Source organism: Caballeronia insecticola, from assembly GCF_000402035.1.
Classification (GTDB): Bacteria; Pseudomonadota; Gammaproteobacteria; order Burkholderiales; family Burkholderiaceae; genus Caballeronia; species Caballeronia insecticola.
The window spans coordinates 254,900-280,540 of the sequence record NC_021295.1 but is presented as its reverse complement, the minus strand read 5'-3'; the positions used below and the strand labels follow the sequence as shown (position 1 = coordinate 280,540).

The following is a 25,641-nucleotide window of genomic DNA, read 5'->3' as shown; positions in this document are numbered from 1 at the left end:
TATGCGTGCTGGCCGGTTCCAGTTGCTCGTTTTCATTGCGGGCCAGTAAGTGAAATGGCAATCTGGTATCTCCGGTTGGAATGAAGCGGCGACAACGGACCGATTCACCTGCGCAGCAGGCGCCAGCTAAAAAGGCCAGAGCACAACGCAATGACCGCTCCAGCCGATAGTGCCGCGCCAAAGCCATGAGTCACGCTTGAATGAACTGCATGCTCAGCGATTTCATGAACTCGAAGCGGCAAAGACGATATCGCGCCTGCCGCGTCTCCGCCCACGATTTTCTGACTCAGCGCGTGCCAATCGATTGTTTGACCCGAAATGGCTGACTGGCCGAACCGGCGCAGATTGGACTCGGCCACTTCCGCGAGCACGGCGCCCAATCCGGCAAGGCCAAAGATGATTCCGACAAAACGCGTGGCGCTTGCGATTCCGGACGCCATACCCGCGCGTTCAGGCGGAACCGCACTGATCTGCGCTTTCGCTGTCTCGCTGTTCAAGAGTCCGGCACCCGACCCGGTGATCGCCATGCCCACTACCACGAGCGAATATCCGAATCCGTTGAAGATCGCGAGGGCGATCAGCGCGTCGCCTGACGAGACCATGACGAGCGCCATTGTCAGAATCGCGCGGCTGGTCATGTGATGCGCGAGCTTGCCGCCGACGCTTGGGCCGATAAGCAGGGGAAGAGCAAAAGGAATCATCGCCAGACCCGCAGTCGCAGGAGATTGCCCAAGCGAATCCTGCAGGTAGAGCGGCAACAGCGTCATCATGACTTGTGCAGATGCAGCGTAGCCCAGCATCGCGACTGCCGCGCCAACGAACGTCTTGTCACGAAAGAGCGACAGGTCGAGCATCGGGCGTGGGTGGTTCCGTTCGACAAGGACGAATCCGTAAAGTAAAGCGGCTCCAACCGCGAGTTTTGCCAACGTTGTTGCACTTCCCCATCCTGCATTGTTGGCGCCGATCAGCGCCCAGACGATGCTGAACAGGCCAGTGCCGAAAAGCACGATCCCGGGAATGTCGAGGCGCTGGGCGTGAGGATCGCGGGATTCATCGACGGATGAAAATACGAGTGCGATCAGAACGGCACCAATCGGAAGATTGATCAGGAACGCCCATCGCCAACCGAAGTAAAAGGTCACCAGGCCTCCGACCACGGGTCCGAGCGAAGGAGCAAAGCCGAGGACGGTGCCCCATATGGCATAGACACGGCGTCGCTCGTCGGGCGCGAATCCGTGAGTGATGACGGCCATCGAGGAACTCAGTTGCAAGGCCGCGCCGACTGCCTGCAAGGCACGGGCGGTGTTGAGCACGGGCAGATTGGGCGCGAGTCCGCAGAGCGCGGAGGCGAGCGTGAAGACGGATAACCCGATCAGCAGGACTCGCTTGCGACCCAGCATGTCGGCGAGCGCGCCAGCAGGGACAAGCAATGCAGCGAATGGAAGAATATAGGCACTTACCACCCATTCGACATCGGCAAACTCACCGTGCAGGTTGCGGGCGATTGCCGGAAGCGACACCGCAACGATGTTGGAGTCCAGCATGATGAGAAAGGGCGCGCCAGAGCAACAGAGCAGCAAGCCGAGCTTCTTGCCCGTCAGGCGGCCTGAGGTCGATGTCGAAGGCGCCTTCCCGGGCTCTGAAGCGATCTCAGGCGCTATTGTCGAATGCGCTGATTCGGCCTCGACCAGAACGTGTTCTTGCTAATCATTCATGGTGTGTATGAATCGCGCTGTTTGAGAGGTAGTCGGTCTTGGGCACTGCATGTCCGCTAATAAGGGATACTGCGTATCTACACAGATGTGACGGATCAGTCACATTCAGGTTGCGATGTTAGTTACCGATCTGTAACATGTCAAGCAATGACTTTCTTGGATAGGTATCGATGGGCCATCGAGCTTCTTCAATCCAGGGCGAACCCGCGTCCAGCCGCCGCGCACCGACAGCCGGGATCGATGCAAGGCAGCATTTGCTGCTCGCCGCGGACGATCTGTTTTATGAGGAAGGGGTGCGGTCTGTGGGAATTGACGCCATTGTCGAGCGTGCCGGCGTGAACAAGATGAGCCTCTATCGTCAGTTTTCGTCGAAGGACGATTTAATGCTTGCTTACCTCGATATGCGTAACGAGCGTGTATTCGAACGGCTTGAGGAGAGCATCGGCAAGCACCCCGGCGAGCCGGCCAGGCAAATCCAGCAGTACATCGAGGATCTGGCGCGGCGAGCGTCGCAGGCGTGCTTTCGGGGTTGTCCGTTCGTGAACGTATCGACGGAATTCCCGAACCCTTCGCATCCGGCAAGGGCCGTGGCGCTCGAACACAAGATGCGCTTGATCACGCGACTGGCCGAGCTCTGCACTCAAGCCGGTGTGCAAGAGCCGTACGCGCTGGCTAATGCGCTAGCCCTTCTGATCGAGGGCATATACGCGTCGAGTCAGACCTATGGCGCGGGTGGTGGCCCGGTCATGGCGGCGCCGCTGGTGGCTCGCCAGCTTATTTCGCAGGCCTGCAACCATCCGGAAAAGAACCAGGGACTTGCTTCGTCCAGCAAAACCAGCAGGCCGGTCGAGCCGGGATCCGAGCGAATTCCGCAAGACAGCGCGCGTTCTTGCTAGAGGCATGTAGCGTTTGACGTCGTGCGCTCCGAGACGGATGCTGTCTGGGGAGCGCACCACAATGTACAAGCGGGTCTTTGCGCGATGCCCGACTCAGAAGCTGTTCTCGAACAGAATTTCCTTTCGATCGACGTAGCCTGGTTTCGGCCACGGAAGATTCGTGCCCTTACCGATGGCAAGCATCATCGCGATGATGTGGTTGTCCGGGAGATTAATGAGCCTGGCGACCTCGATCGGGTTGAAGCCGATCAAGGGACAGGAGTCGTAGCCCATCGCTTTTGCGGACAACATCATCGTGTGCGCAATGAAACTCGCCGATCGTACGGCTTCGTCTCTCTGCAACTGCTCGTTGTACTCGTAGAAGTCTTTCATCCACGGGACCAGCAGGTTCTGCACTTCCTGCGGAGCGTTCCGATAGTAGCGGTTCGGTTCCTTCTGCCATGCCTTCACATCGGCGCAAATGACGTATAGCAACGATGCATCCGTGACCTGAGGCTGGTCGACTGCTGCCGCCCGGATTCTGGCGCGCAGCTCTGTGTCCTTGACGTTGACGAGTCGCCAATGCTGGATGTTGAAGGAGGAGGGGGCCTGAGTGGCCATGTCGATCAGAAGATCTTCTTCCTGCTGGCTAAAGCGATGCGTGGCGTCGAAGCTCTTGATCGCTCGACGCTCGCGGATTGCCTGAAACGTGTCCATTGCGGGGCTCAAAACCAATTGAAATCTCGGGGTCAGTCAGGAGTGGAGGCGGGCGCCTCTTGGCGCCGCTCCGGAGAACGGTACTGCTCTCGAAAAGAAGCCGTCGGGAACAGTCACGCTGATTGTAGCGTAAGCGTATGAACATACGCCAGACGTAAAGAGCGGGGACATCCCTTTTCACTGAATCATCGAGATTACGCTGCTCCCAGCTGCCCGCGTCGCCGAGGTTTCTTTCGTCTAAGTCCGTGCGCGCACAAGGGTTCAACGTCTCATCAGAACCCGATTGATCAGGGTTCTGATGAGCCTCCACATCAAGACACGGATTAGCTGGTCTTCAGCACCGTGAGCTGATTCATGCCGATGTCCGCAACCAGCTTCGCTTGAATCGGCTGAATGGCGGTGTTCGCGGCGTCGGCGCCGAAGTCCAGTCCGACGATGGCGCGGTTCGGGCGCTGACCGGCGGGCTTTTCGATCAGCGCGACGATGGTCTTTGCAACGTCGTGCGGGTCAGGCGCTTGCTCCGAGCTGAAAAGTCCGCCCAGGAATTCTTCGAACGCAGCCGGCATTTTTGCGACATCGCCATAATTGTCTGCCCGGCCAAGATCCGCCGGTTTCTGAATGGCGGTGTAGAGCTTGGTCGGATACGGACCCGGCTGAACCAGCACGACGTCGATGCCCTGTTGTGAGAGCTCATAGCGATAGCCTTCCGTCAGCGCTTCCACGGCATGCTTCGACGCGCCATACAGGGCGAAAAACGGCAAGGTCACGCGACCCAGAATCGAGCCGATGTTGACGATCAGGCCGCTTTTAGCCTTATGCATGTTCGGAAGGGCCGCGCGGGTCACGCGCTGAATACCGAACACATTGACGTCGAACATGGCACGCGTTTGTTCAGGCGTGAACGTTTCCTGAAGTCCGCCGGCCGCGACGCCTGCGTTGTTGATCAGCACGTCGAGCTTGCCATTGGTCTTCGCGAACAACGCCTTGAAGGCCGCGTCAACGCTTGCATCGTCCGTCACGTCAAGTTCGAGCGTTTCGATACCTTTCTCGTTGAGTTTTTGTGCGGCTTCGCGATGACGGCCGTTCACGTCCCGCATTGTCGCGAAAACGCGATGACCTGCGGCGGCCAAAGTCGTTGCAATGTCATTGCCGAAGCCATTCGAAGTGCCGGTGATAAGGATCGTCTTGGACATGATGTTTCCTTTGAAAGAATGAAGCAGGTTCGGTTAGAAGTTCGGAAGACGTCTCAATGCATGCCTCGCTACAGTTCTTTGGCAGAAACCGCCTGGATCCCGCGTCACATCTAATTCTGTAGCGAACGTTGCAAATATAGGAGGGACGATTGTCGCGGTCAAGCATTTTCTAACGTACACTACAGAAATAGTCTTTTGTGAAGAGGTGGATCATGGTGCGAGGACGCCCCAGAGAGTTCGACCGGGACAAGGCGCTGTCTGCGGCCATGCTGGTGTTCTGGCGTAAGGGCTTCAATGCGACGTCGTTGAGGGACCTGAGCGAGGCGCTGGGAATCGGCATGCCGAGTCTGTATGGCGCATTCGGCAGCAAGGAAGATCTTTATGTCGAGTCGCTCGGTCTCTACATGCAGATCACTGAAAGCCTGCTTTGGGGGCATCTGAAAGGCTCGCTTCCGGCAAGGGACGCGATCCAGGCGGTTCTGCTTGCGACGGCGAAAGAACTCACCAATCGCAAGGCACATCCGATCGGCTGCATGGTCACATCTGCCGCGATCGATGAGGACATGCCGGAGGCCGTTGCCGTAGCGATCAGGAACGCGCGGCGCGACTGGCTCGAGATGATCCGCAAGCGACTCGAAATGGCTGTCATCGATCGCGAATTGCCGGACTCGGCGGAGCCCGAGAGCCTGAGTCGTTTCTATCTCGCGATCGTTCAAGGCATCGGTATCCAGTGCCGCGACGGTGCTTCGTATGAAAAACTCGAGAAGATGGTCCAGATCGCCATGGCCGCGTGGCCGACACGGAGTCATCTGACGAAACCGAGCTAGTCGAGATCGGATGCCGCGTGGCGCTCGCGAATCAGTCCGGGTGGCGTGTCACCCGTGCGATTGACGCGTATTCCGCGCTGGACCGCCGGACGCTGTTCTATGCGCCTGGCCCAGCGCTCGACGTGAGGGTATTCGTGGCTGCCCAGGAATTCGGCGAGTCCATAGCCCCAGTCGAGAAAGATTCCACCGTACCAGGGAAAGATCGCGATATCAGCAATCGTATAGTCTTCGCCGAGTATGAAAGCGCGCTCGGCCAGGCGTCGGTCCAGCACATCGAGTTGCCGTTTGACTTCCATGGCGTAGCGGTTGATCGGATACTCGAGTTTCACCGGCGCGAATTTATAAAAGTGCCCTAAACCACCGGGTAGAAACGGCGCGCTGCCGGTTTGCCAGAAGAGCCATGAGAGGCATTCGCCGCGACCGACGGGATCGGCAGGCATGAACTGGCCGAACTTTTCAGCAAGATGCAACAGAATGGCGCCCGTTTCGAACAGCTTGATGGGATGAGGACCGCTATAGTCGATCATTCCCGCAATCTTGGAATTGGGATTCAAGTCGACGAAGCCCGAACCGAATTGATCTCCTGCACTGATATCGATCATCCAGGCGTCATACTCCGCGGCAGTGATGCCCGCCGCGAGTAACTCCTCCAGCATGATCGTCACTTTACGTCCATTGCCGGTGCCCATGGAATAGACCTGCAGCGCATGCTCGCCGCGCGGTAGCGGCCGGTCATGGGTCGCTCCAGCCGTCGGACGATTGATGTTTGCGAAGGCGCCTCCATTGGGCTTATCCCAGACCCAGACTTTGGGCGGCACGTAGGATTCCGGTTCGCTCATTTCAGGCTCCTTCTTGCGATTGGGGCGAAGACCACCTTGTTGCTGCGATCGAGCCCTTTAGGACAAGAAGCCATCGCAGGACAAGTAAAATCTGGATGATAGCGAATCGCCTCCTTGTGTGCTCTGCGCGTGTACCGCTTAAGAAACGAGTGTATCTACACAGTTTTTTCGAACGAGATCCGGGTTTTAAATTGAGTGAGAGCTGGCTTTGTCAAAGCCTTGCCAAAGCTTGTCAAGGAGTTCATTCTCCAAGTCACCAAAGCGCGAAGTGTTAGCAGAGTTCGATTCGTCACTGAGCAGAATCGAACATCAGCGGGGCGACCCGGCACGCTCAAGCGACGTCGTATTGCGCGTCCCTTTCAGGATATGGAGAACGCTAATGGATTGGAGTGCAACGATCGATCGATTTCTGGCAGGCTGGTCTCATGATCTGCCAACGTTGATGACGCTGTTTTCCGATGATGTCGCCTATCGTGACGAGCCACTCAAGGCTCAGATGAACGGCAAAGACGAGCTCAAGGATTTTGCGTCCAGCTTCTTCTCGGCTTTTCCTGACGTCGAGTTTGCCGCGAATTCGCCTGCCATCCAGTCCGCAGATCGTGCAGCTGTCGTATGGCGAGCAACCGGGACGCACGACGGGAAACTTCTCGACGTCGATCCGTCCGGCAAGACAATCGATGTGGCGGGCGTGTCCGTCATGGAGTTCAAAGACGGGAAAATCGTGCGTAATGTCGACTACTGGGACCTGGCCACCTTGTTGCGACAGATAGGGCAGTTGCCTGGCTAGACCAGCATCGAGCTAGGCAGCCGACCCGTAGAGGTGAACCTGCCGCGACAATGCCGACTTGAGTCTTGCCATGCCCGTCTGCATTTCCTTTTCGTTCAGGCTCGCATAGCCGAGTCTCAGGGCTTTCACATTGCGCGCTTCAGCGGAGAAATTCGAGCCCGGCAGAATGCGCACCTTCTGAGCAATCGCGTCGTCGTACAACTGCGCCATATCGACATCGTCAGTCTTACGGACCCATAGGGCAAGGCCACCGCCAGGAATATCGACGCTCGCAAACGGGCCCAAATACTCGCTCACGAGCGCGGCGGACGTATGACAGCGCGCGTGATACACCTTGGCTGCGTGGCGTACGTGGCGCCTCAGTTCTCCGCTTTGCATGAGATCGGCAATCGCGCGTTCGGTAACGGAATTCCCTTGCCGGTCGATCAGGACGATCTCGTTTGCGATGCGATGAATGATGGATGGGGGCGCGACCACGTAGCCGACACGCAATCCCGGCGCGAGTATCTTCGATAGCGAGCCGATATAGATCACGGTGCCGCGGCGGTCGAGTGCGGCCATGGGTTGCATGGGGTTGTGCGTGAAGTGAAACTCGTGGTCGTAGTCGTCCTCGATGATGACAAAGCCGAATTCTTCCGCCAGCTTGAGCAATTCCATGCGTCGTTCTATCGGCATCGTTACCGTGGTTGGAAACTGATGATGCGGCGTGAGATAGATCGCCCGAACACGTTGCGCCTTGCAAACGTTTCTGAGCGATTCCGCGCTCATGCCGAACTCATCCTGGTCGATGCTGACGACCGACGCCCCGCATGCGCGAAACGCATCGCGAGCCGGGGGATAGGTGAGTTGTTCCAGCACGACCGTGTCGCCGGGGCGAACCAGTATGCGGGCCGCGAGATAAATGCCCATCTGGCTGCCGCGCACCACGCAAATGCTCTCGGGATCCGCCCTCAGGCCGCGCTCGATGCGCAACATCGAGGTCAAGGTATTTCTTAGCTCGAAAAGACCGCGGGGATCGGAGTAGCCCAATTGACTGCCGCGCGCAAACTCGAGCAAAGCCATGCGAAACGCGCTGGAGAGCGCGCCGAACGGCACCAGACGCGTGTCGGGCACGCCATCCGTGAAGTCGATCACACCTTCCGATGCCATCTCCGGTAATGGCTCGGTTGATCCATAGACGTGATAGGCGGGGTTGGGCAAGGCCTCCTCGAAGATAGCGGCTGAATTGTCGCCGAGCCGCCCTCGCACCTGCGGAAGATCGGGCGATACGAAGGTGCCTCGACGGCCTTCGGTGGACAGCCACCCCTGCGCCGCGAGTTCGTCGTAGACCAGAACGATCGTTTTCCGATTCACGCCCAGGATGGCGGCGAGTTCGCGCGAGCCCGGCAACGGCGTTCCAGGCGGAAGCAAACCGGCCCGGATCTTGTCGATGAGGCCCTTGCCGATCTGGACATTGAGCGGACGCGAAGTGTCACGATCAGGCGACATCGTCCAATCCCATGCCCGCAGTGCGTGCTTTCTTCCGCTCATTTCAATTTCCTCCGCGAAAAAATCTGGACCCGTCAAATCAAAAAAACTGGATGATGATTTGGATCCTCATGGAGCATACCATCTATACCACCGCACGAAAAACATATGTGGATCGCCCGGAATGCGTCGCGGCCACACCATGTGAGCGCGTCTTGATGGCTTTAAGACGGGGCAGCGGGCCGGAGCATCGGCTGGTTTGCTCGAGGAACCGATGTCTGGGTCCGGACGCGTAAGCATCCAGGGGAAAACGAGATGTTATTCAGCGCGAGCAATGCGAGTTCAGGGTATGGAGACGCCGTGGTTCTGAGCGGGATCAATCTTCAGATCGATTTCGGGGAGCGAGTGGCGGTGCTGGGTCGGGCGAGTGCGGGGAAAACGACGCTGGCCCGGGCCATAACCGGAGCGCTTCCCTGCAGGCGGGGAAATATTCGCTTCATGGGCGTGGAGGTCACCGCGGAGGCAGCACATGCACGAGCCCGCAGGGGAATCGCGTATGTCTCTCAGGCCCGCCAGGTGTTCTCGCAACTGACGGTCATGCAAAACATGTTGGTCGGTGCATACGCAGCGCGGCTCGACAGTGCGCAGACGTCCAGTGTTCTGGAGACTCAGCTGACCTACTTCAAGACCCTGAAACCGGTCCTGAGGGAACTCGGCGGTTCGCTCGATGAAGGGCAACAGCAGCTGCTGGCCTTGGCGCGTGAACTGATGAGCGAGCCGAAGCTTCTGGTTCTGGACGAGCCTTCCGCAGGCGTGCAGCCTCCACTGCTCGATGAGATGGTCGAGGTGATCGAGCAGGTGTCGAGCGACGCGAAGCTGGCGGTGCTGACGCTCGAAAAGGATGCGAGCTTCGCGGCGAGACTCTCGACACGCGGGTATCTCATGGATTCGGGAAGGTTCAAGCGAGCGTTCGCAATGAGCAGTGCGGCGAACATCCGCGAGCTGGAGCGTGAATTATCGGGCGACGTAAGGTCGCCATGGGTATGAAAGTCGAACCGCGCCGACACTCGGGTCGTCGCCAACCTAACTATCGCGAACAAGTCCAGGGGGATACATGTCCACACTTCTGAAGCCCACGATGGTATCGAGTTCCGAACTTCACTACATCACCGCGGAGGAAGCCGTCCATCGTTTCAAGGATGGCAGCCTTTCTCCCGTGGATCTCATGCAGTCCGTCATCGAGCGCTGCGAGGCGGTGAACCCGAGCGTCAACGCAATCACGAACCGGTTCTACGAGCAGGCGCTCGGGCAGGCGAAAGATGCGGAGAAGCGCTATCGGTCGGGACAGGTGGTGCGGCCGCTCGAGGGCATTCCGCTTGCCGTCAAGGAGCTGCATCCGATCAAGGATGTGACCACTACGTGGGGTTCACGCATTTTCGAAGGCGTGCCTGCCGATCGGACTCTGCCTGCGGTGCAACGCCTGCTCGACGCGGGCGCGATCATGCATATCCGGACCACCACGCCCGAATTCGCGCATTGCGGGCATTGCCATAGCCCTCTGTATGGCGTCACGCGCAATCCGTGGAATCAGGACTTCAGCAGTGGCGGATCGTCAGGCGGCGCCGGCGTGACCGTGGCAGCCGGCATGACGACACTCGCGGAAGGCGACGATGGCGGCGGCTCGATTCGCATGCCTGCTTCGATGAACGGCATTGTCGGGTACAAGCCCTCGTTCGGACGCGTCCCCGGCTTCCTGCTCGACACCATGTTCGAATCCATCATCCACATCGGGCCGATGACGCGCTCGGTCGACGATGCCGCGCTGATGCTCAATGTGATGTCCGGACAACACCCCGAGGACATCACGAGTTTGCGCGACGAGGTCAAGATTCCGAAGGCGTCCGTTCAGCGTTCGATGAAGGGCGTTCGCGTGGCGTTTTCGCCTGACCTCGGTTACTTCGAAATCGACAAGGAAGTCGCGGACAACACGCGTATCGCCGTGGAAAAAATGGCCGACGCCGGTGCAATCGTCGAAACGGTCGAAATCGGCTGGAGCGACCTCGTGTACGACGCTTGGGTCACGCACTGGGAGGGTTTGCTGGCAACGCTCGCCCATCATCATATTCCGGAATGGCAATACAAAATGGACCCGTTCGTGCGCAAGCTCATTCACAAAGGGCTGGCGCATAGCGCGATTCGCGTCAAGCAGACGGAAATGGTCCGCACGAATATGTGGAAACGCCTCTCGCCCATTCTCGCGCGCAACGATGTGCTGGTCACGCCCACGCTTGCCGTTCCCGCGATCAAGGCTGAGCACCGGAACGACGATGCCGATTTCACGATCAATGGCAAGCGCGTCGACGCGTTCCTGAACTGGGCCCTCACTTATCCCTTCAATCTGCTGAGCCAGTGCCCGGTGTTTTCCTTGCCGTCGGGCTTTAGCAGTTCAGGTGTGCCCACCGGGGTGCAGATCATTGGCCGCCCCTTCGACGACGTATCGATCTTTGCCGTCGCGAGAGAGTTTGAGGCGATCGCACCGTGGTCATCGAGGCATCCGGCGCTTTGAGCGCGCCGCACAGACCGACTTAATTGCGCAATCACGAATTGACAGACGAGGTTTGGAAATGCCAGAAACATTGCATGTCGCGAAGGCCGAACTCGTAGCCCGCGCGCTCGCGCAAATGAACGGCGAGTTGACCGAACAGCAATGGAGTGAAAAGCAGAAATTGGCTCTGACCTGCCGGATCCTGTTCGATGGCGGGCATGATTCGGGACTCGCGGGCCAGATCACCGCGCGCGCGCCGGAAGCTGAGACCTTCTATACGCAGCCGTTCGGACACGGGTTCGATGAAATTACCGCGTCGAACCTGCTTCAAGTGAATCAGGATCTGAAGACCCTCGACGGAAAGGGAATGCCGAATCCGGCGAATCGATTTCATACGTGGATCTATCGCGCGCGACCGGACGTCAACTGCATCATTCACACGCATCCACGCTTTGTTTCGGCGTTATCGACGCTCGAAGTGCCGCTCGTCGTGTCGCACATGGATTTGTGCCCCCTTTACGACGATTGCGCCTTCCTCGAAAGGTGGCCCGGAATCCCGGTCGGCAACGAGGAGGGAGAGATCATTTCAGGGGCGCTCGGCCAGAAGCGAGCCATCCTGTTGGCTCATCACGGCATGCTCGTGACCGGCAAGACGGTCGAGGAAGCGTGTGTTCTCGCGTTGCTGATGGAACGCGCCGCGCGAATGCAACTGACGGCCATGGCCGCGGGCGACATGAAACCGATCGCGCCCGAACTGGGCAAAGAGGCGCACGACTGGATCTCGACGCCCAAGCGCGATGCGGTCACGTTCGGTTACTTCGCCCGCAGAGCGCTTCCGCATCACGAAGGGTGTCTGCAGTAAAGGCGCCAGGAAATCAACGAACTCATCACTGATCGAGGCTGTCATGTCAGAGCAGAAATTCAAGGGAATCATCGCTTATCCGATCACGCCGTTCCATCCGGTGGAGGGCGGTATCGATGTCGGAATGCTGTCACAGTCGATCGAGAGACTGGTCGGAAGCGGCGTTCATGCGATCGCGCCGCTGGGCAGCACGGGGGAAAGCGCCTATCTGTCGGATGATGAATGGGACCGCGCGGCGGAAGCTTCCATCAAGCAGGTTGCGAGGCGCGTCCCTGTCGTTGTGGGTATCTCCGATCTGACCACACGCAACGCCATCCGTCGCGCGAAATTCGCGGAGGCCCAAGGCGCGGATGCCGTCATGGTTCTGCCGATTTCCTACTGGAAGCTGAGCGAGCAGGAGATCTTCGAACACTACGCGGCTATCGGCAAGGCTGTGGGTATTCCCATCATGGTCTACAACAACCCGGCGACCAGCGGCATCGACATGAGTCCGCTTCTGATTTCGCGCCTGGTGAAAGAGATCGACGCGGTGACGATGGTGAAGGAGAGCACCGGCGACATTCAGCGGATGCACAAGCTTCACCAACTCTCCAACGGAGAAATCCCGTTTTACAACGGTAGCAACCCGCTCGCGCTCGAGGCTTTCGTGGCCGGAGCGGCCGGCTGGTGCACGGCCGCCCCGAACCTGATTCCGACGCTCACGATCGATCTTTACAACGCGGTAGCGACCGGCGAACTGGATCGCGCGCGAAGGCTGTTTTACCGTCAACTTCCGGTGCTCGAATTTATTCTGAAGGGCGGATTGCCCACCACGATCAAGGCGGGTCTGCAACTCGACGGCCTCGACGTCGGAATACCTCGCGCGCCGCTCGCACCGCTTGCGCAAGAGGAAAGGGAGATGCTGACAAAGCTGTTGCAAGAAGCCCGGCGCTAAATGTCAACCGGACGCCGCCATAAACGAACATGCCCGGACCGGCGTCCGGACTTCGAAATCTTTAGCGTTCTTCCGACTAACCAACCGAGGCTCGAATGGGACTCTCCAGATCACAGTCCGAGAATCGCGACCTGCTCTATTACGAACGCTTTCTCGCCAATCAGCGCGAGCGTGCTCGCGGTCTGATCAGCGAGGAGCTGATCGAAGAGCATCGACGCCAGCCGCTCGGCAAACAAAGCGACGCGCTGGCGCGGCTGGCGTTCATTCTCAGCAACGGACCACACGCCGGCAAGTATGCAATACGCGTGATAGAGCCGTTCAAGGCTTATCAGATCATCACCTTGTCTGGCCAAAGAGGCGTGGCGCCGAAGACGGTCGATCAGAAAATCTACGCATCGCCAGACGAGGCCTATCACGCGACCTTTCTGCGCCGAATCGTCGATCTCAAGCTTTAACTCGATTACTTTGACGGAATCGCTGTATGTCTACCAAAATTTTTGGCTATGCGAACAAGATCTCGGTTCGCCCTGGCGACGCCTTCGACGTATTCGTGAGCGCGACGGGCGCGACCACCGCTCAGGCACAACTCGTTCGATTGATTCACGGTGACGAGCATCCGTCAGGACCGGGCTTTATCGAACGAGAAGTCGATTGCGATGCCAATGGCGAGTGGGACGTTCATCAGCAGCGGACGCAAATCGGCTCGTATCTGTCGGTCGCGGATTCAGCGAACAAGCTCGACGAACTTCAGGCATTCACCCTGTTTGCCTTCGTGTATCCGACGCTGCCCGCAACCGGCGACACACAGACAATATTGGGCCGGTGGGACACGACATCGAGGCAGGGATATCGTCTCGAGATCGGGGGAAACGGAAAGCTTGCGTTCCGGTGGAGTTCTTCAGCGTCCAGTGGCGAAGTTCAGGATCACGACGCGCTGGTCGCGAAAACCTGGTACTTCGTCGCCGTTGCAGTCGACCCCGCATCCGGACGCGTGACGCTGCATCGCCGAAACGTGGTGTCGCGCTACAACGGCCTCCTGAGCGCAAACGCCTTTGCCGACCGTGCACCCGCACGATTCGAAGTCAGGCTGAACGCGCCGATCAGCACCCCGGACGCGCGGTTCCTGATCGCCTGCGCCGACGTTTCCCTGCCGGACGACGAGCGCTGGACGGCTGAAAATTTCCACGGGAAGATCGATCGCCCCGGGGTTCTCTGGTATGGCGCGGGAGAAGATGCGCTCGCCAGCCTCGCCAAGGGACAAGCGCCCAACGCGACGGAAAAGTTCATCTACTGGAACACCTCCGCTGGCTATAGCGTTTCCGGCATTGGCCAGATGGTTGTCGATACAGGTCCAATGGGCATTCACGCTCATGGCCAGAACTATCCTGTACGTGGACAGACAGGATGGAACTGGAGCGGCCGGCACGACTCCTTTCATACCGGGCCTGAGGAATACGGCGGCATCGAATTCCACGCTGACGCGGTGATCGACTGCAAGTGGAAAGTGACGCGCCGAATCACGCTTCCCGACGGGATCAAGAGCGGCATCTACGCATTCCGCCTTCGTATCCACGATGGCAAGAAAATGAACGAGGAGTACGTCGTCTTCTTCGTGCGCGCCAAAACTCCGACCGCCAAGCTGTGCTTGCTGGTGCCGACACAAAGCTATCTCGCCTACGCGAACGAGCATCTGTCTCTGGATGCGCCCGGCATCCAGCCGATGATGGGCCAGCCGCCCATCGCCGATGACGTCGATATCGAGATGTACGAGAACCCGGAGTTCGGGTACGCGACATACGATGTCTATGCGGACGGAGGAGGCGTCAGTTACTCATCGTATCTGCGACCGCTCTTCACGATGCGGCCGAAATATCGCATGTCATCGATCGGAACGCCATGGCAGTTTCCCGCCGACCTTTCCATCGTGGCCTGGCTCGAACAAAGCGGACTCGACTGGGAACTCATCACCGACGAAGACTTGCATAAGGAAGGGTTGTCCGCACTGAAGCGCTACAAGTGCGTGTTGACCGGAAGCCATCCGGAGTACGTGTCGGAGCAGGTTCTCGACGCCATCGAGGACTATGTCGGCGAAGGCGGACGTCTGATGTATCTCGGCGGAAATGGCTTCTATTGGAGCGTCACGCTGGACGCCGCCAATCCCGCCGTGATGGAAGTTCGCAAACTCGATGCGGGGCATCGCTCATGGAATGCCCGCCCAGGCGAACATCATCTGGCGCTCAACGGCCGCAAGGGCGGCCTCTGGAAGCAACTCAACCGACCACCGCAAAAGATCTTCGGCATCGGAAGCATTTCCGAGGGATGGGAGACGGGGCAGGGGTACACGAAGATGCCGGATGCCAGAGACCCGTCTTTTGCGTGGGTTTTCGACGGTATCGATACGGAGTTGTTCGGCGACTTCGGTCTGGCGCACTCGGGTTCGGCCGGTCTGGAGATCGACCGGTACGACCTGAGCAAGGGCACGCCGCCTCATACGCGCATTCTGGCGTCGTCCGGCGAGCACAGTGACAACTATGTGGTCTTTCAGGACGAGATCTTCTATATGCAGCCAGGTCTCACCGGGACATACGACTATCGGATCCGCGCCGACATGACGTACTTCGATACGAAGGCGGGAGGCGCCGTATTTGCAACGGGCGCAATCTCATTCGGTCAGGCCTTGCCGATCAACGGCTTCGACAACAGCATCTCCCGTTTGATGTCGAACGTCACGCGGGCGTTCCTCAAGGATGAACTGCCCAGCAGGTTCATCGATGAAACGCTTGGCTGAGGAAAGCGTTGCCGAGCGACCCGAAGTCGTCTAGGGAAAACTTGAAGCAACGAGAAACGAACCTGTTCATTGGAGCAACTCATGGCGGCCTACGTGCTTGTCGATGTCGAAATTACCAATCAGGAAGCCTATGAGAAATATCGGGAAGTCGCCTATCCGGTGATCAATGCATTTGGCGGGAAGTACCTGGTGCGCGGTGGCGCGACCGAGGTCATCGAAGGTGACTGGAGTTTCGACCGGCTGATCATCGTCGAGTTCGAATCGGTGGAGCGTGCGCGCCAGTGGTATTACTCGCCCGAATATCGGCCGGCCATCGATGTGATCGAGAAATACGCCAGACGCAAGCTCGCGATCGTCGAAGGCGTGGCGGAGTGACGGGTGGGAAGCCGATCAGGGACAGGGCAAGGCCTGAAAGGCATGTAGCAAGAGATAGAAAGGAAATACTTTTTTGATCAAGCGAGATCGGCTCGCCCGGTATTCGGCGCTGCGCCATCAGTTCAGGCAAGCCGGTTTTCGTATTCAGGAGATAGAAAATGAGTCTTGGTGTTGAAGCCATCGCAGAGCAAGCGGACAACTACGGGCTGAAAAGGGATGCGTACGACGTCCGCCCGATCCGCTTCATCGAACTCGAATCCGCTCATGGCTGGACCTTCAAGTTTTATGGCATCAATGCGAGGTACGTCGAGGGCGAGCCGATTGTCGATGCCGGACTATTGAACGCGGCCAAGAAGCTTGTCTGGGATCAAGTCGCCAACAACCCTTTGCTCAGCAAGAACTCGCACAGGACCGGTTTCGCCGTGCTCCATCAAGGGCGCCTTGGCAACTGGCTGTTGCTTGACTGGTGGTCCCACGACGTGTTGTGGAAGCAGATTCTGTTTCGCTCGGAATCCATCACCAACCCGGAATTCACGAAAGATCCCAATGCCGTGGTCGCGTGCACGTGGGAGATCCCGCTTATCGCGTTCGAGCGCGAGCATTGGGTTCGCAACGTGCAAAGAATCGGCCATGGCGTGAGCGCCGAGACCGCGGTCAATCGCTACCTGCAAGAACATTTCAATGGCGACATTTGAGTTGCCAAGCGAACAAACCCACGCAAATAAGGAGTTGAATCTATGAACGCTATTGTCACCCCGCAGACCGACGCGACCGAACAGATGACCTGGTCGCAGGCGGAAGCGCTGCTCGCCGGATACCAGAAACAATGGAACACCGGCGATATCGACAACTACATGCAGGGCTTCGCCGACGACATCGTCGTGGAATTCGCGGATCTGCCGCGCATCCAAGGCAAGACGGACCTCAAGGCCTTCATTCTCGCCCGACTGGCGCGCCAGAAGGGCTACCAACTCAAGAAGACGCTCCGTGGCGTCGTAGGGTCCACCATCATTTGCTCGTGGACGGCCTCGTGGACCGACAGCAAGACCGGCAAGTCGATGAAGGGGCGCGGCATCGAGTTCATCGAAATCCAGAAAGAGAAATGCGTTTACTGGGAGGCGACCTTCAATGCCTGGCCGGAAGGCGAGGCTCCCGACTCATTGTTCGTCTGAGATCCGTGCTCCCTCCGTCGAGGGAGCGTAAGACGCTGTAACCGCCGTCGCTGTTGCGTTTGCAGGAAGCATCAGCGACTGACGAGAGATGGTCGAGAGAAGATTGCTCATTCGAAAACAATTAGGAATGCAAGGTAAGACGGAGTTCAATTCCAGGCTTTGACTTGCAATTGAACGAAGCCTGATGGTAGGCGCGTGAGCGGTGCTGCACGACTCGCTACTACGCTTCTCCGAAGCGCGCAGGTTGATTTTTGAGATGTTGAAACTTTAGCGATTCAGCGGTGGCCACATTCGTATTGACATTATTGGACACATTCGGAGGAGAGCAATGCAACAATCGGACATCGATCAGATGGAAGCCAGTGCGACGTACAGGAAGCTCGTGGCATCGCGTCGCCGGTTCAGACTGACCATGACGGCGCTGATGACGCTGATCTACTACGGCTTCATTCTGCTGGTCGCTCTCGCGCCGCATATGCTTGCGCGCCCGTTTTTCAGGGGCGGAGTCATCAGCACTGGAATCGTCGTGGGCATCGGCATCGTCATCGGCTCGGTGGCCATGACGGGATTTTATGTGCTGCGTGCGAATCGTACGTTCGATCCCGCAATGAGCTCGCTGCTTGTTTCTGCCGGACGGGGAGACTGACGATGAAGCACTTTCGTCTCTTATCGCTTGCACCGGTGATCCTCCTGACCGGACCGGTGCATGCCGCTGGAATCTCGGGATTGACCTCTGAGCGTTCCGTATTGAATCCGGTTGCAATCGGGACCTTCGTCCTGTTTGTACTCGTCACACTTGGCATAACGCGTTGGGCGGCCCGCAAAACGAGGACCGCCAGGGATTTCTATAGCGCAGGCAACGGTCTTTCCGGCTTTCAGAACGGGCTCGCGCTCTCCGGCGATTTCATGTCCGCGGCATCATTTCTGGGTATTTCAGGAATGGTGTTCGTGTTCGGTTTCGATGGCCTCATTTACTCCATCGGCTTTCTAGTAGGCTGGCCGTTTGTGATGTTCCTGCTTGCGGAGCCCTTGCGCAATCTCGGGAAATTCACCTTTATCGACGTGGTGGCTTATCGTTTCGAGCAGGCCCCGATTCGACTTTTGACCGCAAGCACGTCGCTCATCATCGTGATCTTTTACATGGTGGGGCAGATGGTGGGCGCGGGGAAGCTGATTCAGCTGCTTTTCGGCTTGCCGTACTGGATGGCCGTGAGTATCGTCGGCGCCTTGATGGTCGTCTATGTGTTCTTCGGGGGCATGACGGCTACGAGCTGGGTGCAGATCATCAAGGCCGTGTTGTTGCTGTGCGGTGCAACTTTCATGTCGATCATCGCACTCGCTCAGTTCGGTTTTAGTCCGGAGGCGATGTTTCGGCGAGCCGTCGACGTGCACCCGGCGGCGCTCAGCATCATGGGGCCGGGCAAAATGCTGAAGGATCCGCTGAACGCGCTGTCGCTGGGCATCGCGTTGATGTTCGGTACCGCGGGATATCCTCATATCCTCATGCGATTCTTCACTGTTCCGAACGCGAAGGAGGCACGCAAGTCCGTGTTCGTTGCAACGGGTTTCATCGGCTACTTCTACTTGCTGACCTTTATCATCGGGTTCTCTGCAATCGCTTTGCTGGCGGACCACCCGGAATTCTTCAGAACCGCGGCGAACGGCAGTTTCAATCTGACGCAGGATCTGATGGGCGGTTCGAATATGGCCGCCGTGAAACTCGCGCAGGCGCTGGGCGGAAATCTGTTCTACGGGTTCATTGCTGCGGTGACATTTGCGACGATTCTCGCCGTTGTGGCCGGACTGACACTCTCCGGCGCGGCTACGATCTCTCACGATCTTTACGGCTGCTGGCTGGCGCGAGGTAACAGCGATGAAAAGCGGGAAATTCGTATCTCGCGAATCGCCGCGCTGGTACTGAGCGTAGTCGCGATCGGACTCGGTGTGATCTTCGAGAATAGTAACGTCGCCTTTCTTACCGGTCTCGTGGCTTCAGTTGCGGCGAGCGCGAATTTCCCGGTGCTGGCCTTGTCGATTTTCTGGCGCGGCATGACGACCCGTGGCGCCGTCATCGGTGGCGCTTTGGGACTGGTGTCCTCGGTTCTATTGACGATTCTCTCGAAGGCGGTGTGGGTCGATGTGCTTCATCATTCGAAAGCCCTGGTCGCGCTGGATAATGCGGCACTGATTTCGGTTCCGCTGGCGTTCTCCGGCATCTGGATCTTCTCGCTATTGGATCAAAGTGCGCGAGCCCGGCGCGAGCGCGATGCGTTCGCACTGCAGGTCTTCAATTCGGAAACGGGGATCATGGCAGCGCAAGCTGTCGATCATTAGTCTGAGGCGTCGACAGGTCTCGGCTGCGATGCGGAGTCGTCACCTGATCGCGGCCGATTTTTGCGTCCGGGGTGCAAATCTGTGAATCCTGTCGATGAGGCTCGACGGAGTGTGATCAATCCGTCCATGACGTCGAGGAAAAGGCTTTGCGCGTTGCTCGATACGATGGCGCAGGATTCAAATGCTTCGCGGGGCTATCCGGGTGGGCCCGCGCGCGGCCTGGTCCGAGATGCCGCATAAATCCCAGACCGGACCATATGATTGGAGTCTCGCCTCCAGGCTGCTCATTCAGGCCGTTCGCACAGGGTGGCAATGATCGTGAGGGCAGCGAGCGCCGCGAGGGCCAGGCCATTTAAATCGGTTGTCTTGCCCAGTCCGATCAGTCGGACCCCGTGTCCGGCCGCAATCGCCGGCTGCTTCCTTGGAACGATCGCTCAATTGAGCGGTGCCCTGGGCAAAGCTTGAAATCGGTAGTCCGGCGATCGCGGAGAGCGCGGTGAGGAGTACGGCACTGTTAGTCAACATCGTTACGGGCGCGCAAATGCGACCCGAATCGCTATGGTGGTTGTCTTCACGAAATGTAGTTATCGTTGATGGTCGGTCTTTGCCATGACGGCTCGCTCGACGAAGCGCGTCGCCTATGAGCCGAAGGTCATTTCAAGCGGTACGGTTCGAGGCGCGATCGTTGATCGAAATGAGTCTGGCTTCCGCCACATGCACTCGGCCTGACGCGCCGTACCTGGCGGGTTCTGCTCGACGACAAGAGCGCCAGAGAGCAGGACAGTTGATGAATCAAATTCCTTTCAAATACAAATGATTCTCGTTGGTTTGAGGGGCGCCGATTGGGTGTCGTCTCATCGAATCGTCGAGAGGCGTATGGTCGCACGCCAATTGCAAAACCCTCGCGAATTAAAATTGTAGAAGCACATATTCAATCAAGGTGTGGGCAGGGGGAGGATCGCTCAATCAGCCAATCCCATCGTCACTGAAACATACCAAGCGGTATATCTCGTGTGGCAGTGATGTTCCACTGGATGACGGACGAACGCAGACTCGCGTGGCGCAGATCCGCACTGCCCCTCGATGAGAGGTCCACGGGTGAAGGCAATGTCAGCACGCGCTCCGATAGCTGCGCGATTGTTGTTGGCCAAATAAATCGAAAACTGGATTGTTGCGATCTTTGAGAATTTTGTTTTAGGCGAACGCGGATTTTTCTCGAGAACCTGCGCGCTTAAACTTCATTCGAATCGAGGGCAGATGAGCTGCCAGGACTTCGATGACCCAACCCGTTATAGACTCATAGAATCAAATGCTTAAATCGATCACTGCTACTCTTGTTTTCGCTTCTGCCGCAATTGCCCCCACGCTTGCGCATGCCGATGAAGCCAGTGGATTGACTCGTGCCGAAGTAAAGGCGGAGTTGGTCCAGTTGGAGCAAGCCGGTTACAACCCATCGAGCGATCATGCGACGTACCCGAGCAATATTCTTGCGGCGCAGGAGCGGTTGAGAACGCAGCGGGAAGAGGCGGGCGCGACTGCCGTAGGTGGCGTAAGCGGTGATACTTCCAGTTCGGGACGAGCGATTACCCCCAGTCCACTTAACGTCAGCCGCCCTTGAGCGTCATGGTAGTTCTCCAAGCACCTCTTCGGGTGCTTGGAGCGGCAGTCGGGGTCGGTTTAAGCGTCTGGCGCATCTACATAACTTCTCAGGGATTGCAGGCGGCAGAAGGCCTGAATGCCGTCAATCCGGCATCGGCTCGACTTTTCCCATCTGGATTCAGTCGACGAGATAGCCGTCGTGTCGGGCGGATCGAGGCACTTCAATGATTCGACTTATGCGACAGCTTTTGCGCGTGAAGATTCCAAAGCAATTCGGGACCTTCTATTGTTCGCGCAAGCTACCGCCGCGACTTGACCGGAGCTCCATTGATCAAGCATGTGGCGGGTAGTGAAACACCCGTGGACGCAGCCGAGTCTCTGCCGGCTACTTCACTTACAATAATGCGACGATATTCTGCGTGAGCAATCGCGGTGGACCGACTAGACGCCATGGGAATGCTAGTGACTGCTGTGGACAGGGGAAGCCTGTCGGCAGCGGCTCGTGAGTTGAAGATTCCGGTCAGCACGCTCACGCGCAAGGTCGCCGACCTCGAGGAGATGCTCGGAACCCGGTTGCTCATACGCACCACGCGCAAGCTAACGCTGACCGACGCAGGCATGTCGTACGTCGCGGCCGCGCGGCGCATTCTCGATCTCGTGCGTGAACAGGAGCATGAAGCCACCGGTGAGTTCGCCACTGCCAGAGGCGAACTGGTCGTCACCGCACCCGTGCAACTAGGCCGCCTGCATGTCTTGCCAGTCATCAACCAGTTCCTGGAACGGTATCCGGACATTACCGTGCGGCTGCTTCTTTCCGACCGCAATATCGACCTCATCGATTCGCATGCCGATCTCGCCGTGCGCATTGGCGAACTGGCGGACAGCAACATGATCGCCACGCGCGTCGGGTCATTGCGCCCGATCGTGTGCGCGAGTCCAGCCCTTCTCGCAAGACACACGGCTCCGCGCGAGCCCGATGAACTCGTAAAGTATCCGTGCGTCGTCTTCAATAGCCCGTTCCTGTCGCCATGGCGCTTCCGGCTTCCATCGACTCATAAGGTCTACCTGCTGGCGGTGAAGCCCCGGCTCGAGGTCACGTCGCCCGATGCCGCTGTGAGCGCCGCAGCGGACGGCGCGGGCATCACCTATGTGTTCGAGCACGACGCCGACGAGGCGCTGCGCAACGGACAACTCGAAATCCTCCTGCCGCAATTCGAAATCGATCCTGTACCCGTCCATCTGGTGCATGTGTCCAGGAACCTGATGGCCGTGAAGCTGCGGCATTTCATCGACTTCGCCGCGCCGCGTCTCAGGGAGTCGCTCTCGCGATTCGGCAAGCAGAAAAGGCGCTGAGTCCCGACCGCTAACGCTCACGATGTCTCGCTGGTTGCCGGGCATACGCTCATTGCGATTCTCGTAGCCGCGCGCGCTGAAAGGCGGCGGACTGCGCATGCGTGATATCGGTCCACTGGATCCGCAAGGCGCCAGCTTTCGCTGCTCTTCCGCCGGAGGATGGGCGTCTCCCCAGCATGAGTGATGCGTGCCGATGCGCGACGCTCGACTGGGCATGGACGAATACAACGAGTCTTTGCATCAGCCATGTCGCACGCGCTCGGCGATGACGTAGGGAGCGATACCATGCTCCTTTGCGCCGTCTGTTGTTTCTGGTTGAGCAAATCATGTGGCTGGGATGGTGTGTCGCCAGCGTCGGTTGAATGGCGCCTTGCAGTAGTTTCACAAAAATTACTGCAATTTTTCGAAAGTTCTTGCAGTACAATCTAAAAAACTACTGCAATCTTTCCGATCATGAATGGCTTTCCGATCTATCAGCGGCACGATCAGGCGTTCAACTCCCAATACGCGAACATCGAGCAGGCTTGCGCGGCGCAGCCGCGGGTGCTGGTGGGTGCGCCAGGAACGATCATCGAACACAAGCGTGGCGATGCCGTCTACTACGCCCGCCAGTTCATGAACGCCGAAGGCAAGCGGCAGCAGGAGAGCCTGGGCGGGCCCAAGGGCGAACCGGCGGCCGAGGAGTACGTCACAGCGGTGCGACTGCAGATCGATGAAGCAAAAGACCTGATCGGGCGCATCCGCGAGCTCGCGAAGCTCAATTTTCAGGTCGCCGACAACAAGACGTACTCGACCATGGCCGTCCTTTATAACCATGGACTCTTTCAGGCGGGTGCAGTGCTCGTGGGTTCACACGCGTATGCCGTGCTGCTCAACAGTCTCGGCATCAAGGCGCTGGCGTATGAGACCGAGGACATCGATATCGCCCGCGCTCGTCAGCTCGCACTGCGAGGCATACCCTCCGGAGGTCTGCTCGATATCCTGAAAGAGACGGGCATCGACTTCGTACCTGTGCCCGGGTTCAACCGAGCCGACCCGTCCACGTCGTTCAAGCAGGCAGGCCGAACGCGTTTTCACGTCGATCTGCTCGTGCCGTCGAAGGACAATACGTTTCCTATCGTCGCTGTGCCCGAACTCAGCGCACACGCAAGCGGCCTGCCTTATCTCGCTTACCTTCTTGCTCAGTCTCATATGGGAACGTTGATCTCAAGACACGGAGCCGTGCCGGTGCGGGTACCGGAACCCGCGCGCTTCGCGATCCACAAGATCCTCGTCTCGCGTTTGCGTACCAACATGCTGGTGAAGTCACAGAAGGACATCCAGCAGGCGTGCGTGTTGCTCGCGATGCTCGGTGAGCACAGGAGCGGCGAAATCGAACTCGCGTGCGCGGAGCTTCCCCGTTCTGCACGGCCGATGATTCGTCGGGCGCTTCCCGAGGTAAGCCGCGCGCTCGAAGCGCATGCCGACGCCTTTGCCGAGCTTGAGGAAGGGCTCAAAGGCTGAAGTCGTGTCAAGTAAGCCTCACCCGGAAACCGGCTGAGGCCTTGCAGACGCTCGCCAATCAGGCCCGCGTCACATAAGTTCCTGACCGCATCCGAAAGCGGCACGCTTGACCATGTTCTTGTCCACCTTCCATGGGTGACACGAGACGAATCGGGTCAGCATTCCTGGATTTGTTCGCCAAATGCTCAGCGCGAGAGAGCGACGCGTGGAGGCCAGAATTTTTGCATCAGAAGTATATGCGAAATCCACAAGTCATGCGTAATAGATAGACAATCAAGTCCCTCTTTATTGAGCGGGAACGCTTGACACTGCGCTGAGCCGATGACTACCATCGCAACCTTGTTGTGACAGTTGAGTCACAAGCGTGTCTCACAAGCGTGTCTCTTTGGCCGCCGCGCAAAGATCGATGTGTCGATGTGTCGATGCGCAAGCGCGTGAGGTCCGCACTCGGAGAACAAATGAACGGGGCAGCACCTATTGTTGGAAAGCGTTTTCACTACGCCTGGTTAGCCGTGGGAATCGTATTTCTGGTCCTTCTTGTCGCTGCGGGCACGCAGGCGACGCCGAGCGTGTTGATGGTGCCGCTTGAGCGCGAGTTCGGCTGGAGCCGCACGACCATCTCCTTGGCCATCTCCATCGATATCGCGCTATACGGACTCATGGGTCCGTTTGCCGCGGCTGCCATGCAGCGCTTTGGCGTGCGTCCGACAATCCTTACCGCACTGACGACGATCGCCGTAGGTGTCGGGCTCTCGTCGATGATGTCACACCCGTGGCAGATGATCATCCTGTGGGGCGTGATGATCGGTGGCGCGACAGGCGTGGCAGCGCTGACATTGTCGGCAACCATCGTCAATCGCTGGTTCACGACCCACCGCGGTCTCGTAATGGGTCTCCTGACCGCGAGTACGGCAACCGGCAGCCTGGTGTTTTTGCCCATGCTCGCGGCAATCTCCGAGCGGTTCGGTTGGCGCCTGGTCGTCTTTGTCGTTGCAGGTATCGCCGCGGCAGTGATCCCGCTGGTTGCTCTATTGCTACCCGAGCGCCCCCAAAGCATCGGACTAAAGACATACGGAGAATCCGCGGATTTTCCGGCGCCTTCCGATGAAACGACGAATAATCCCATCGCCATCGCGTTCAGCACTCTGATGTCGGCGAGCAAAACAAAGGATTTCTGGCTCCTCTTTGCGAGCTTCTTCATATGCGGCGCCAGTACGAATGGCTATGTCGGTACGCATCTGATCGCAATGTGCGGCGACTATGGGATGTCGGAGGTGCAGGGTGCATCGTTGCTTGCCGCAATGGGGGTGTTTGATCTCATCGGAACGACGCTTTCCGGGTGGCTTTCAGACCGCTTCAATTCCCGTGTTCTGCTGTTCTGGTATTACGGCTTGCGGGGATTGTCCTTAATGTATTTGCCTTACGCCTTCGGCATCGACTTTTTTGGCTTGCCGTTGTTTGCGGTCTTCTACGGACTTGACTGGGTTGCAACGGTCGCACCGACCGTACGGCTGACCACCGATCGATATGGGAAGGAAGCTGCACCCGTGGTATTCGGCTGGATCGTGGCAGGACATCAGTTAGGCGCTGCGTTTGCGACCCTGGGCGCCGGCATGCTGCGAGCGAGCCTTGGAACTTACACCGTGACGACGATGCTTTCCGGAGGTTTGTGCATCGTTGCGTCGTTTGTCGTGTTACGAATCAACCGTCGCGAGAGGCGCGCGGCTGCACAGCTCGTTTAGCGCTTCAACGACGT

23 protein-coding genes are annotated in these 25,641 nt (G+C 58.2%); 18 read left to right on the top strand and 5 right to left on the bottom strand.

Annotated features, from left to right (window positions below; all coding sequences use genetic code 11):
• Positions 1-104: 104 nt before the first annotated feature.
• Positions 105-1,580: an MFS transporter gene (locus BRPE64_RS31665; protein ID WP_269765234.1), complete on the bottom strand. Its 1,476-nt coding sequence runs from the start codon at positions 1,578-1,580 to the stop codon at positions 105-107.
• Positions 1,581-1,885: 305 nt separating this feature from the next.
• Between BRPE64_RS31665 and BRPE64_RS31660 the strand changes: the two genes are divergently transcribed.
• Positions 1,886-2,611 carry a TetR/AcrR family transcriptional regulator gene (locus tag BRPE64_RS31660; RefSeq protein ID WP_084675956.1) on the top strand — a complete coding sequence of 242 codons (726 nt, stop codon included), beginning with the start codon at positions 1,886-1,888 and terminating at the stop codon, positions 2,609-2,611.
• Between the two features lie 93 nt (positions 2,612-2,704).
• Here BRPE64_RS31660 and BRPE64_RS31655 read toward each other — a convergent pair whose 3' ends face one another.
• Both BRPE64_RS31655 and BRPE64_RS31650 read right to left on the bottom strand, forming a co-directional pair.
• Positions 2,705-3,307: a nitroreductase family protein gene (locus BRPE64_RS31655; RefSeq protein ID WP_044044232.1), complete on the bottom strand. Its 603-nt coding sequence runs from the start codon at positions 3,305-3,307 to the stop codon at positions 2,705-2,707.
• Positions 3,308-3,630: 323 nt separating this feature from the next.
• Entirely contained in the window at positions 3,631-4,500 is an 870-nt protein-coding gene (locus BRPE64_RS31650) for an SDR family oxidoreductase (RefSeq protein WP_044044231.1), read from the bottom strand.
• A gap of 197 nt (positions 4,501-4,697) precedes the next feature.
• Here BRPE64_RS31650 and BRPE64_RS31645 point away from each other — a divergent pair, with 197 nt between their 5' ends.
• Complete coding sequence (locus BRPE64_RS31645; RefSeq protein WP_044044230.1) at positions 4,698-5,327, top strand: TetR/AcrR family transcriptional regulator; 630 nt, start codon at positions 4,698-4,700, stop codon at positions 5,325-5,327.
• Here BRPE64_RS31645 and yghU read toward each other — a convergent pair.
• A complete protein-coding gene (gene yghU, locus BRPE64_RS31640; RefSeq protein ID WP_044044228.1) occupies positions 5,324-6,166 on the bottom strand; it encodes a glutathione-dependent disulfide-bond oxidoreductase in 843 nt (280 codons plus the stop codon). The two genes, BRPE64_RS31645 and yghU, sit on opposite strands and share 4 nt — an antisense overlap.
• Positions 6,167-6,545: 379 nt before the next feature.
• On the opposite strand from yghU, the gene BRPE64_RS31635 reads away from it, so the two are divergent.
• Positions 6,546-6,953 (top strand): ester cyclase, encoded by a 408-nt coding sequence (locus tag BRPE64_RS31635; protein WP_044044226.1) that lies wholly within the window; start codon positions 6,546-6,548, stop codon positions 6,951-6,953.
• 12 nt (positions 6,954-6,965) lie between these two features.
• Here the strand turns inward: BRPE64_RS31635 and pdxR are convergent, their stop codons facing one another.
• Positions 6,966-8,441, bottom strand: coding sequence for a MocR-like pyridoxine biosynthesis transcription factor PdxR (pdxR, locus tag BRPE64_RS31630; RefSeq protein ID WP_044044385.1), 1,476 nt, complete (start codon positions 8,439-8,441; stop codon positions 6,966-6,968).
• A gap of 339 nt (positions 8,442-8,780) precedes the next feature.
• On the opposite strand from pdxR, the gene BRPE64_RS31625 reads away from it, so the two are divergent.
• The 15 genes from BRPE64_RS31625 to BRPE64_RS31560 all read left to right on the top strand — a co-directional run bounded on the left by BRPE64_RS31625 (position 8,781) and on the right by BRPE64_RS31560 (position 25,627).
• Positions 8,781-9,467: an ATP-binding cassette domain-containing protein gene (locus BRPE64_RS31625; protein WP_160167959.1), complete on the top strand. Its 687-nt coding sequence runs from the start codon at positions 8,781-8,783 to the stop codon at positions 9,465-9,467.
• 67 nt (positions 9,468-9,534) lie between these two features.
• Complete coding sequence (locus tag BRPE64_RS31620; protein WP_051180625.1) at positions 9,535-10,986, top strand: amidase; 1,452 nt, start codon at positions 9,535-9,537, stop codon at positions 10,984-10,986.
• 58 nt (positions 10,987-11,044) lie between these two features.
• Entirely contained in the window at positions 11,045-11,827 is a 783-nt protein-coding gene (locus tag BRPE64_RS31615; protein ID WP_044044225.1) for an aldolase, read from the top strand.
• Between the two features lie 43 nt (positions 11,828-11,870).
• Positions 11,871-12,761, top strand: coding sequence for a dihydrodipicolinate synthase family protein (locus tag BRPE64_RS31610; protein WP_044044223.1), 891 nt, complete (start codon positions 11,871-11,873; stop codon positions 12,759-12,761).
• A gap of 95 nt (positions 12,762-12,856) precedes the next feature.
• Complete coding sequence (locus tag BRPE64_RS31605; RefSeq protein ID WP_044044222.1) at positions 12,857-13,216, top strand: hypothetical protein; 360 nt, start codon at positions 12,857-12,859, stop codon at positions 13,214-13,216.
• A gap of 26 nt (positions 13,217-13,242) precedes the next feature.
• Positions 13,243-15,549, top strand: coding sequence for a N,N-dimethylformamidase beta subunit family domain-containing protein (locus BRPE64_RS31600; protein ID WP_044044220.1), 2,307 nt, complete (start codon positions 13,243-13,245; stop codon positions 15,547-15,549).
• Between the two features lie 81 nt (positions 15,550-15,630).
• Positions 15,631-15,924 carry a DUF1330 domain-containing protein gene (locus BRPE64_RS31595; RefSeq protein ID WP_044044219.1) on the top strand — a complete coding sequence of 98 codons (294 nt, stop codon included), beginning with the start codon at positions 15,631-15,633 and terminating at the stop codon, positions 15,922-15,924.
• Between the two features lie 158 nt (positions 15,925-16,082).
• Complete coding sequence (locus tag BRPE64_RS31590) at positions 16,083-16,619, top strand: hypothetical protein (RefSeq protein ID WP_044044217.1); 537 nt, start codon at positions 16,083-16,085, stop codon at positions 16,617-16,619.
• Between the two features lie 42 nt (positions 16,620-16,661).
• On the top strand, positions 16,662-17,096 hold the full coding sequence (locus BRPE64_RS31585) for a nuclear transport factor 2 family protein (RefSeq protein ID WP_044044216.1): 435 nt from the start codon (positions 16,662-16,664) through the stop codon (positions 17,094-17,096).
• A 328-nt stretch (positions 17,097-17,424) separates the two neighbouring features.
• Positions 17,425-17,742, top strand: a complete 318-nt coding sequence (locus BRPE64_RS31580; RefSeq protein WP_044044215.1) for a DUF485 domain-containing protein — start codon at positions 17,425-17,427, stop codon at positions 17,740-17,742.
• 2 nt (positions 17,743-17,744) lie between these two features.
• Positions 17,745-19,430 (top strand): cation acetate symporter, encoded by a 1,686-nt coding sequence (locus BRPE64_RS31575; protein ID WP_044044214.1) that lies wholly within the window; start codon positions 17,745-17,747, stop codon positions 19,428-19,430.
• A 1,309-nt stretch (positions 19,431-20,739) separates the two neighbouring features.
• Positions 20,740-21,048, top strand: coding sequence for a DUF4148 domain-containing protein (locus BRPE64_RS32655; protein WP_084675954.1), 309 nt, complete (start codon positions 20,740-20,742; stop codon positions 21,046-21,048).
• A gap of 413 nt (positions 21,049-21,461) precedes the next feature.
• The gene (locus BRPE64_RS31570; RefSeq protein ID WP_084675952.1) at positions 21,462-22,382 is read left to right on the top strand and encodes a LysR family transcriptional regulator; all 921 of its coding nucleotides are present in this window, start codon (positions 21,462-21,464) and stop codon (positions 22,380-22,382) included.
• 453 nt (positions 22,383-22,835) lie between these two features.
• Positions 22,836-23,885 carry a GSU2403 family nucleotidyltransferase fold protein gene (locus BRPE64_RS31565; RefSeq protein ID WP_044044211.1) on the top strand — a complete coding sequence of 350 codons (1,050 nt, stop codon included), beginning with the start codon at positions 22,836-22,838 and terminating at the stop codon, positions 23,883-23,885.
• A 458-nt stretch (positions 23,886-24,343) separates the two neighbouring features.
• Positions 24,344-25,627 carry an MFS transporter gene (locus BRPE64_RS31560; RefSeq protein ID WP_044044379.1) on the top strand — a complete coding sequence of 428 codons (1,284 nt, stop codon included), beginning with the start codon at positions 24,344-24,346 and terminating at the stop codon, positions 25,625-25,627.
• The last annotated feature ends 14 nt before the right edge of the window (positions 25,628-25,641 follow it).

What these genes read in the sequence shown, in the direction of transcription:
- BRPE64_RS31660 (WP_084675956.1), top strand. Translation starts at nt 1,886, where the DNA reads ATGGGCCATCGAGCTTCTTCAATCCAGGGCGAACCCGCGTCCAGCCGC.
- BRPE64_RS31655 (WP_044044232.1), bottom strand. Translation starts at nt 3,307, where the DNA reads ATGGACACGTTTCAGGCAATCCGCGAGCGTCGAGCGATCAAGAGCTTC.
- BRPE64_RS31650 (WP_044044231.1), bottom strand. Translation starts at nt 4,500, where the DNA reads ATGTCCAAGACGATCCTTATCACCGGCACTTCGAATGGCTTCGGCAAT.
- yghU (WP_044044228.1), bottom strand. Translation starts at nt 6,166, where the DNA reads ATGAGCGAACCGGAATCCTACGTGCCGCCCAAAGTCTGGGTCTGGGAT.
- BRPE64_RS31635 (WP_044044226.1), top strand. Translation starts at nt 6,546, where the DNA reads ATGGATTGGAGTGCAACGATCGATCGATTTCTGGCAGGCTGGTCTCAT.
- pdxR (WP_044044385.1), bottom strand. Translation starts at nt 8,441, where the DNA reads ATGTCGCCTGATCGTGACACTTCGCGTCCGCTCAATGTCCAGATCGGC.
- BRPE64_RS31620 (WP_051180625.1), top strand. Translation starts at nt 9,535, where the DNA reads ATGTCCACACTTCTGAAGCCCACGATGGTATCGAGTTCCGAACTTCAC.
- BRPE64_RS31615 (WP_044044225.1), top strand. Translation starts at nt 11,045, where the DNA reads ATGCCAGAAACATTGCATGTCGCGAAGGCCGAACTCGTAGCCCGCGCG.
- BRPE64_RS31610 (WP_044044223.1), top strand. Translation starts at nt 11,871, where the DNA reads ATGTCAGAGCAGAAATTCAAGGGAATCATCGCTTATCCGATCACGCCG.
- BRPE64_RS31605 (WP_044044222.1), top strand. Translation starts at nt 12,857, where the DNA reads ATGGGACTCTCCAGATCACAGTCCGAGAATCGCGACCTGCTCTATTAC.
- BRPE64_RS31600 (WP_044044220.1), top strand. Translation starts at nt 13,243, where the DNA reads ATGTCTACCAAAATTTTTGGCTATGCGAACAAGATCTCGGTTCGCCCT.
- BRPE64_RS31595 (WP_044044219.1), top strand. Translation starts at nt 15,631, where the DNA reads ATGGCGGCCTACGTGCTTGTCGATGTCGAAATTACCAATCAGGAAGCC.
- BRPE64_RS31590 (WP_044044217.1), top strand. Translation starts at nt 16,083, where the DNA reads ATGAGTCTTGGTGTTGAAGCCATCGCAGAGCAAGCGGACAACTACGGG.
- BRPE64_RS31585 (WP_044044216.1), top strand. Translation starts at nt 16,662, where the DNA reads ATGAACGCTATTGTCACCCCGCAGACCGACGCGACCGAACAGATGACC.
- BRPE64_RS31580 (WP_044044215.1), top strand. Translation starts at nt 17,425, where the DNA reads ATGCAACAATCGGACATCGATCAGATGGAAGCCAGTGCGACGTACAGG.
- BRPE64_RS31575 (WP_044044214.1), top strand. Translation starts at nt 17,745, where the DNA reads ATGAAGCACTTTCGTCTCTTATCGCTTGCACCGGTGATCCTCCTGACC.
- BRPE64_RS32655 (WP_084675954.1), top strand. Translation starts at nt 20,740, where the DNA reads ATGCTTAAATCGATCACTGCTACTCTTGTTTTCGCTTCTGCCGCAATT.
- BRPE64_RS31565 (WP_044044211.1), top strand. Translation starts at nt 22,836, where the DNA reads ATGAATGGCTTTCCGATCTATCAGCGGCACGATCAGGCGTTCAACTCC.
- BRPE64_RS31560 (WP_044044379.1), top strand. Translation starts at nt 24,344, where the DNA reads ATGAACGGGGCAGCACCTATTGTTGGAAAGCGTTTTCACTACGCCTGG.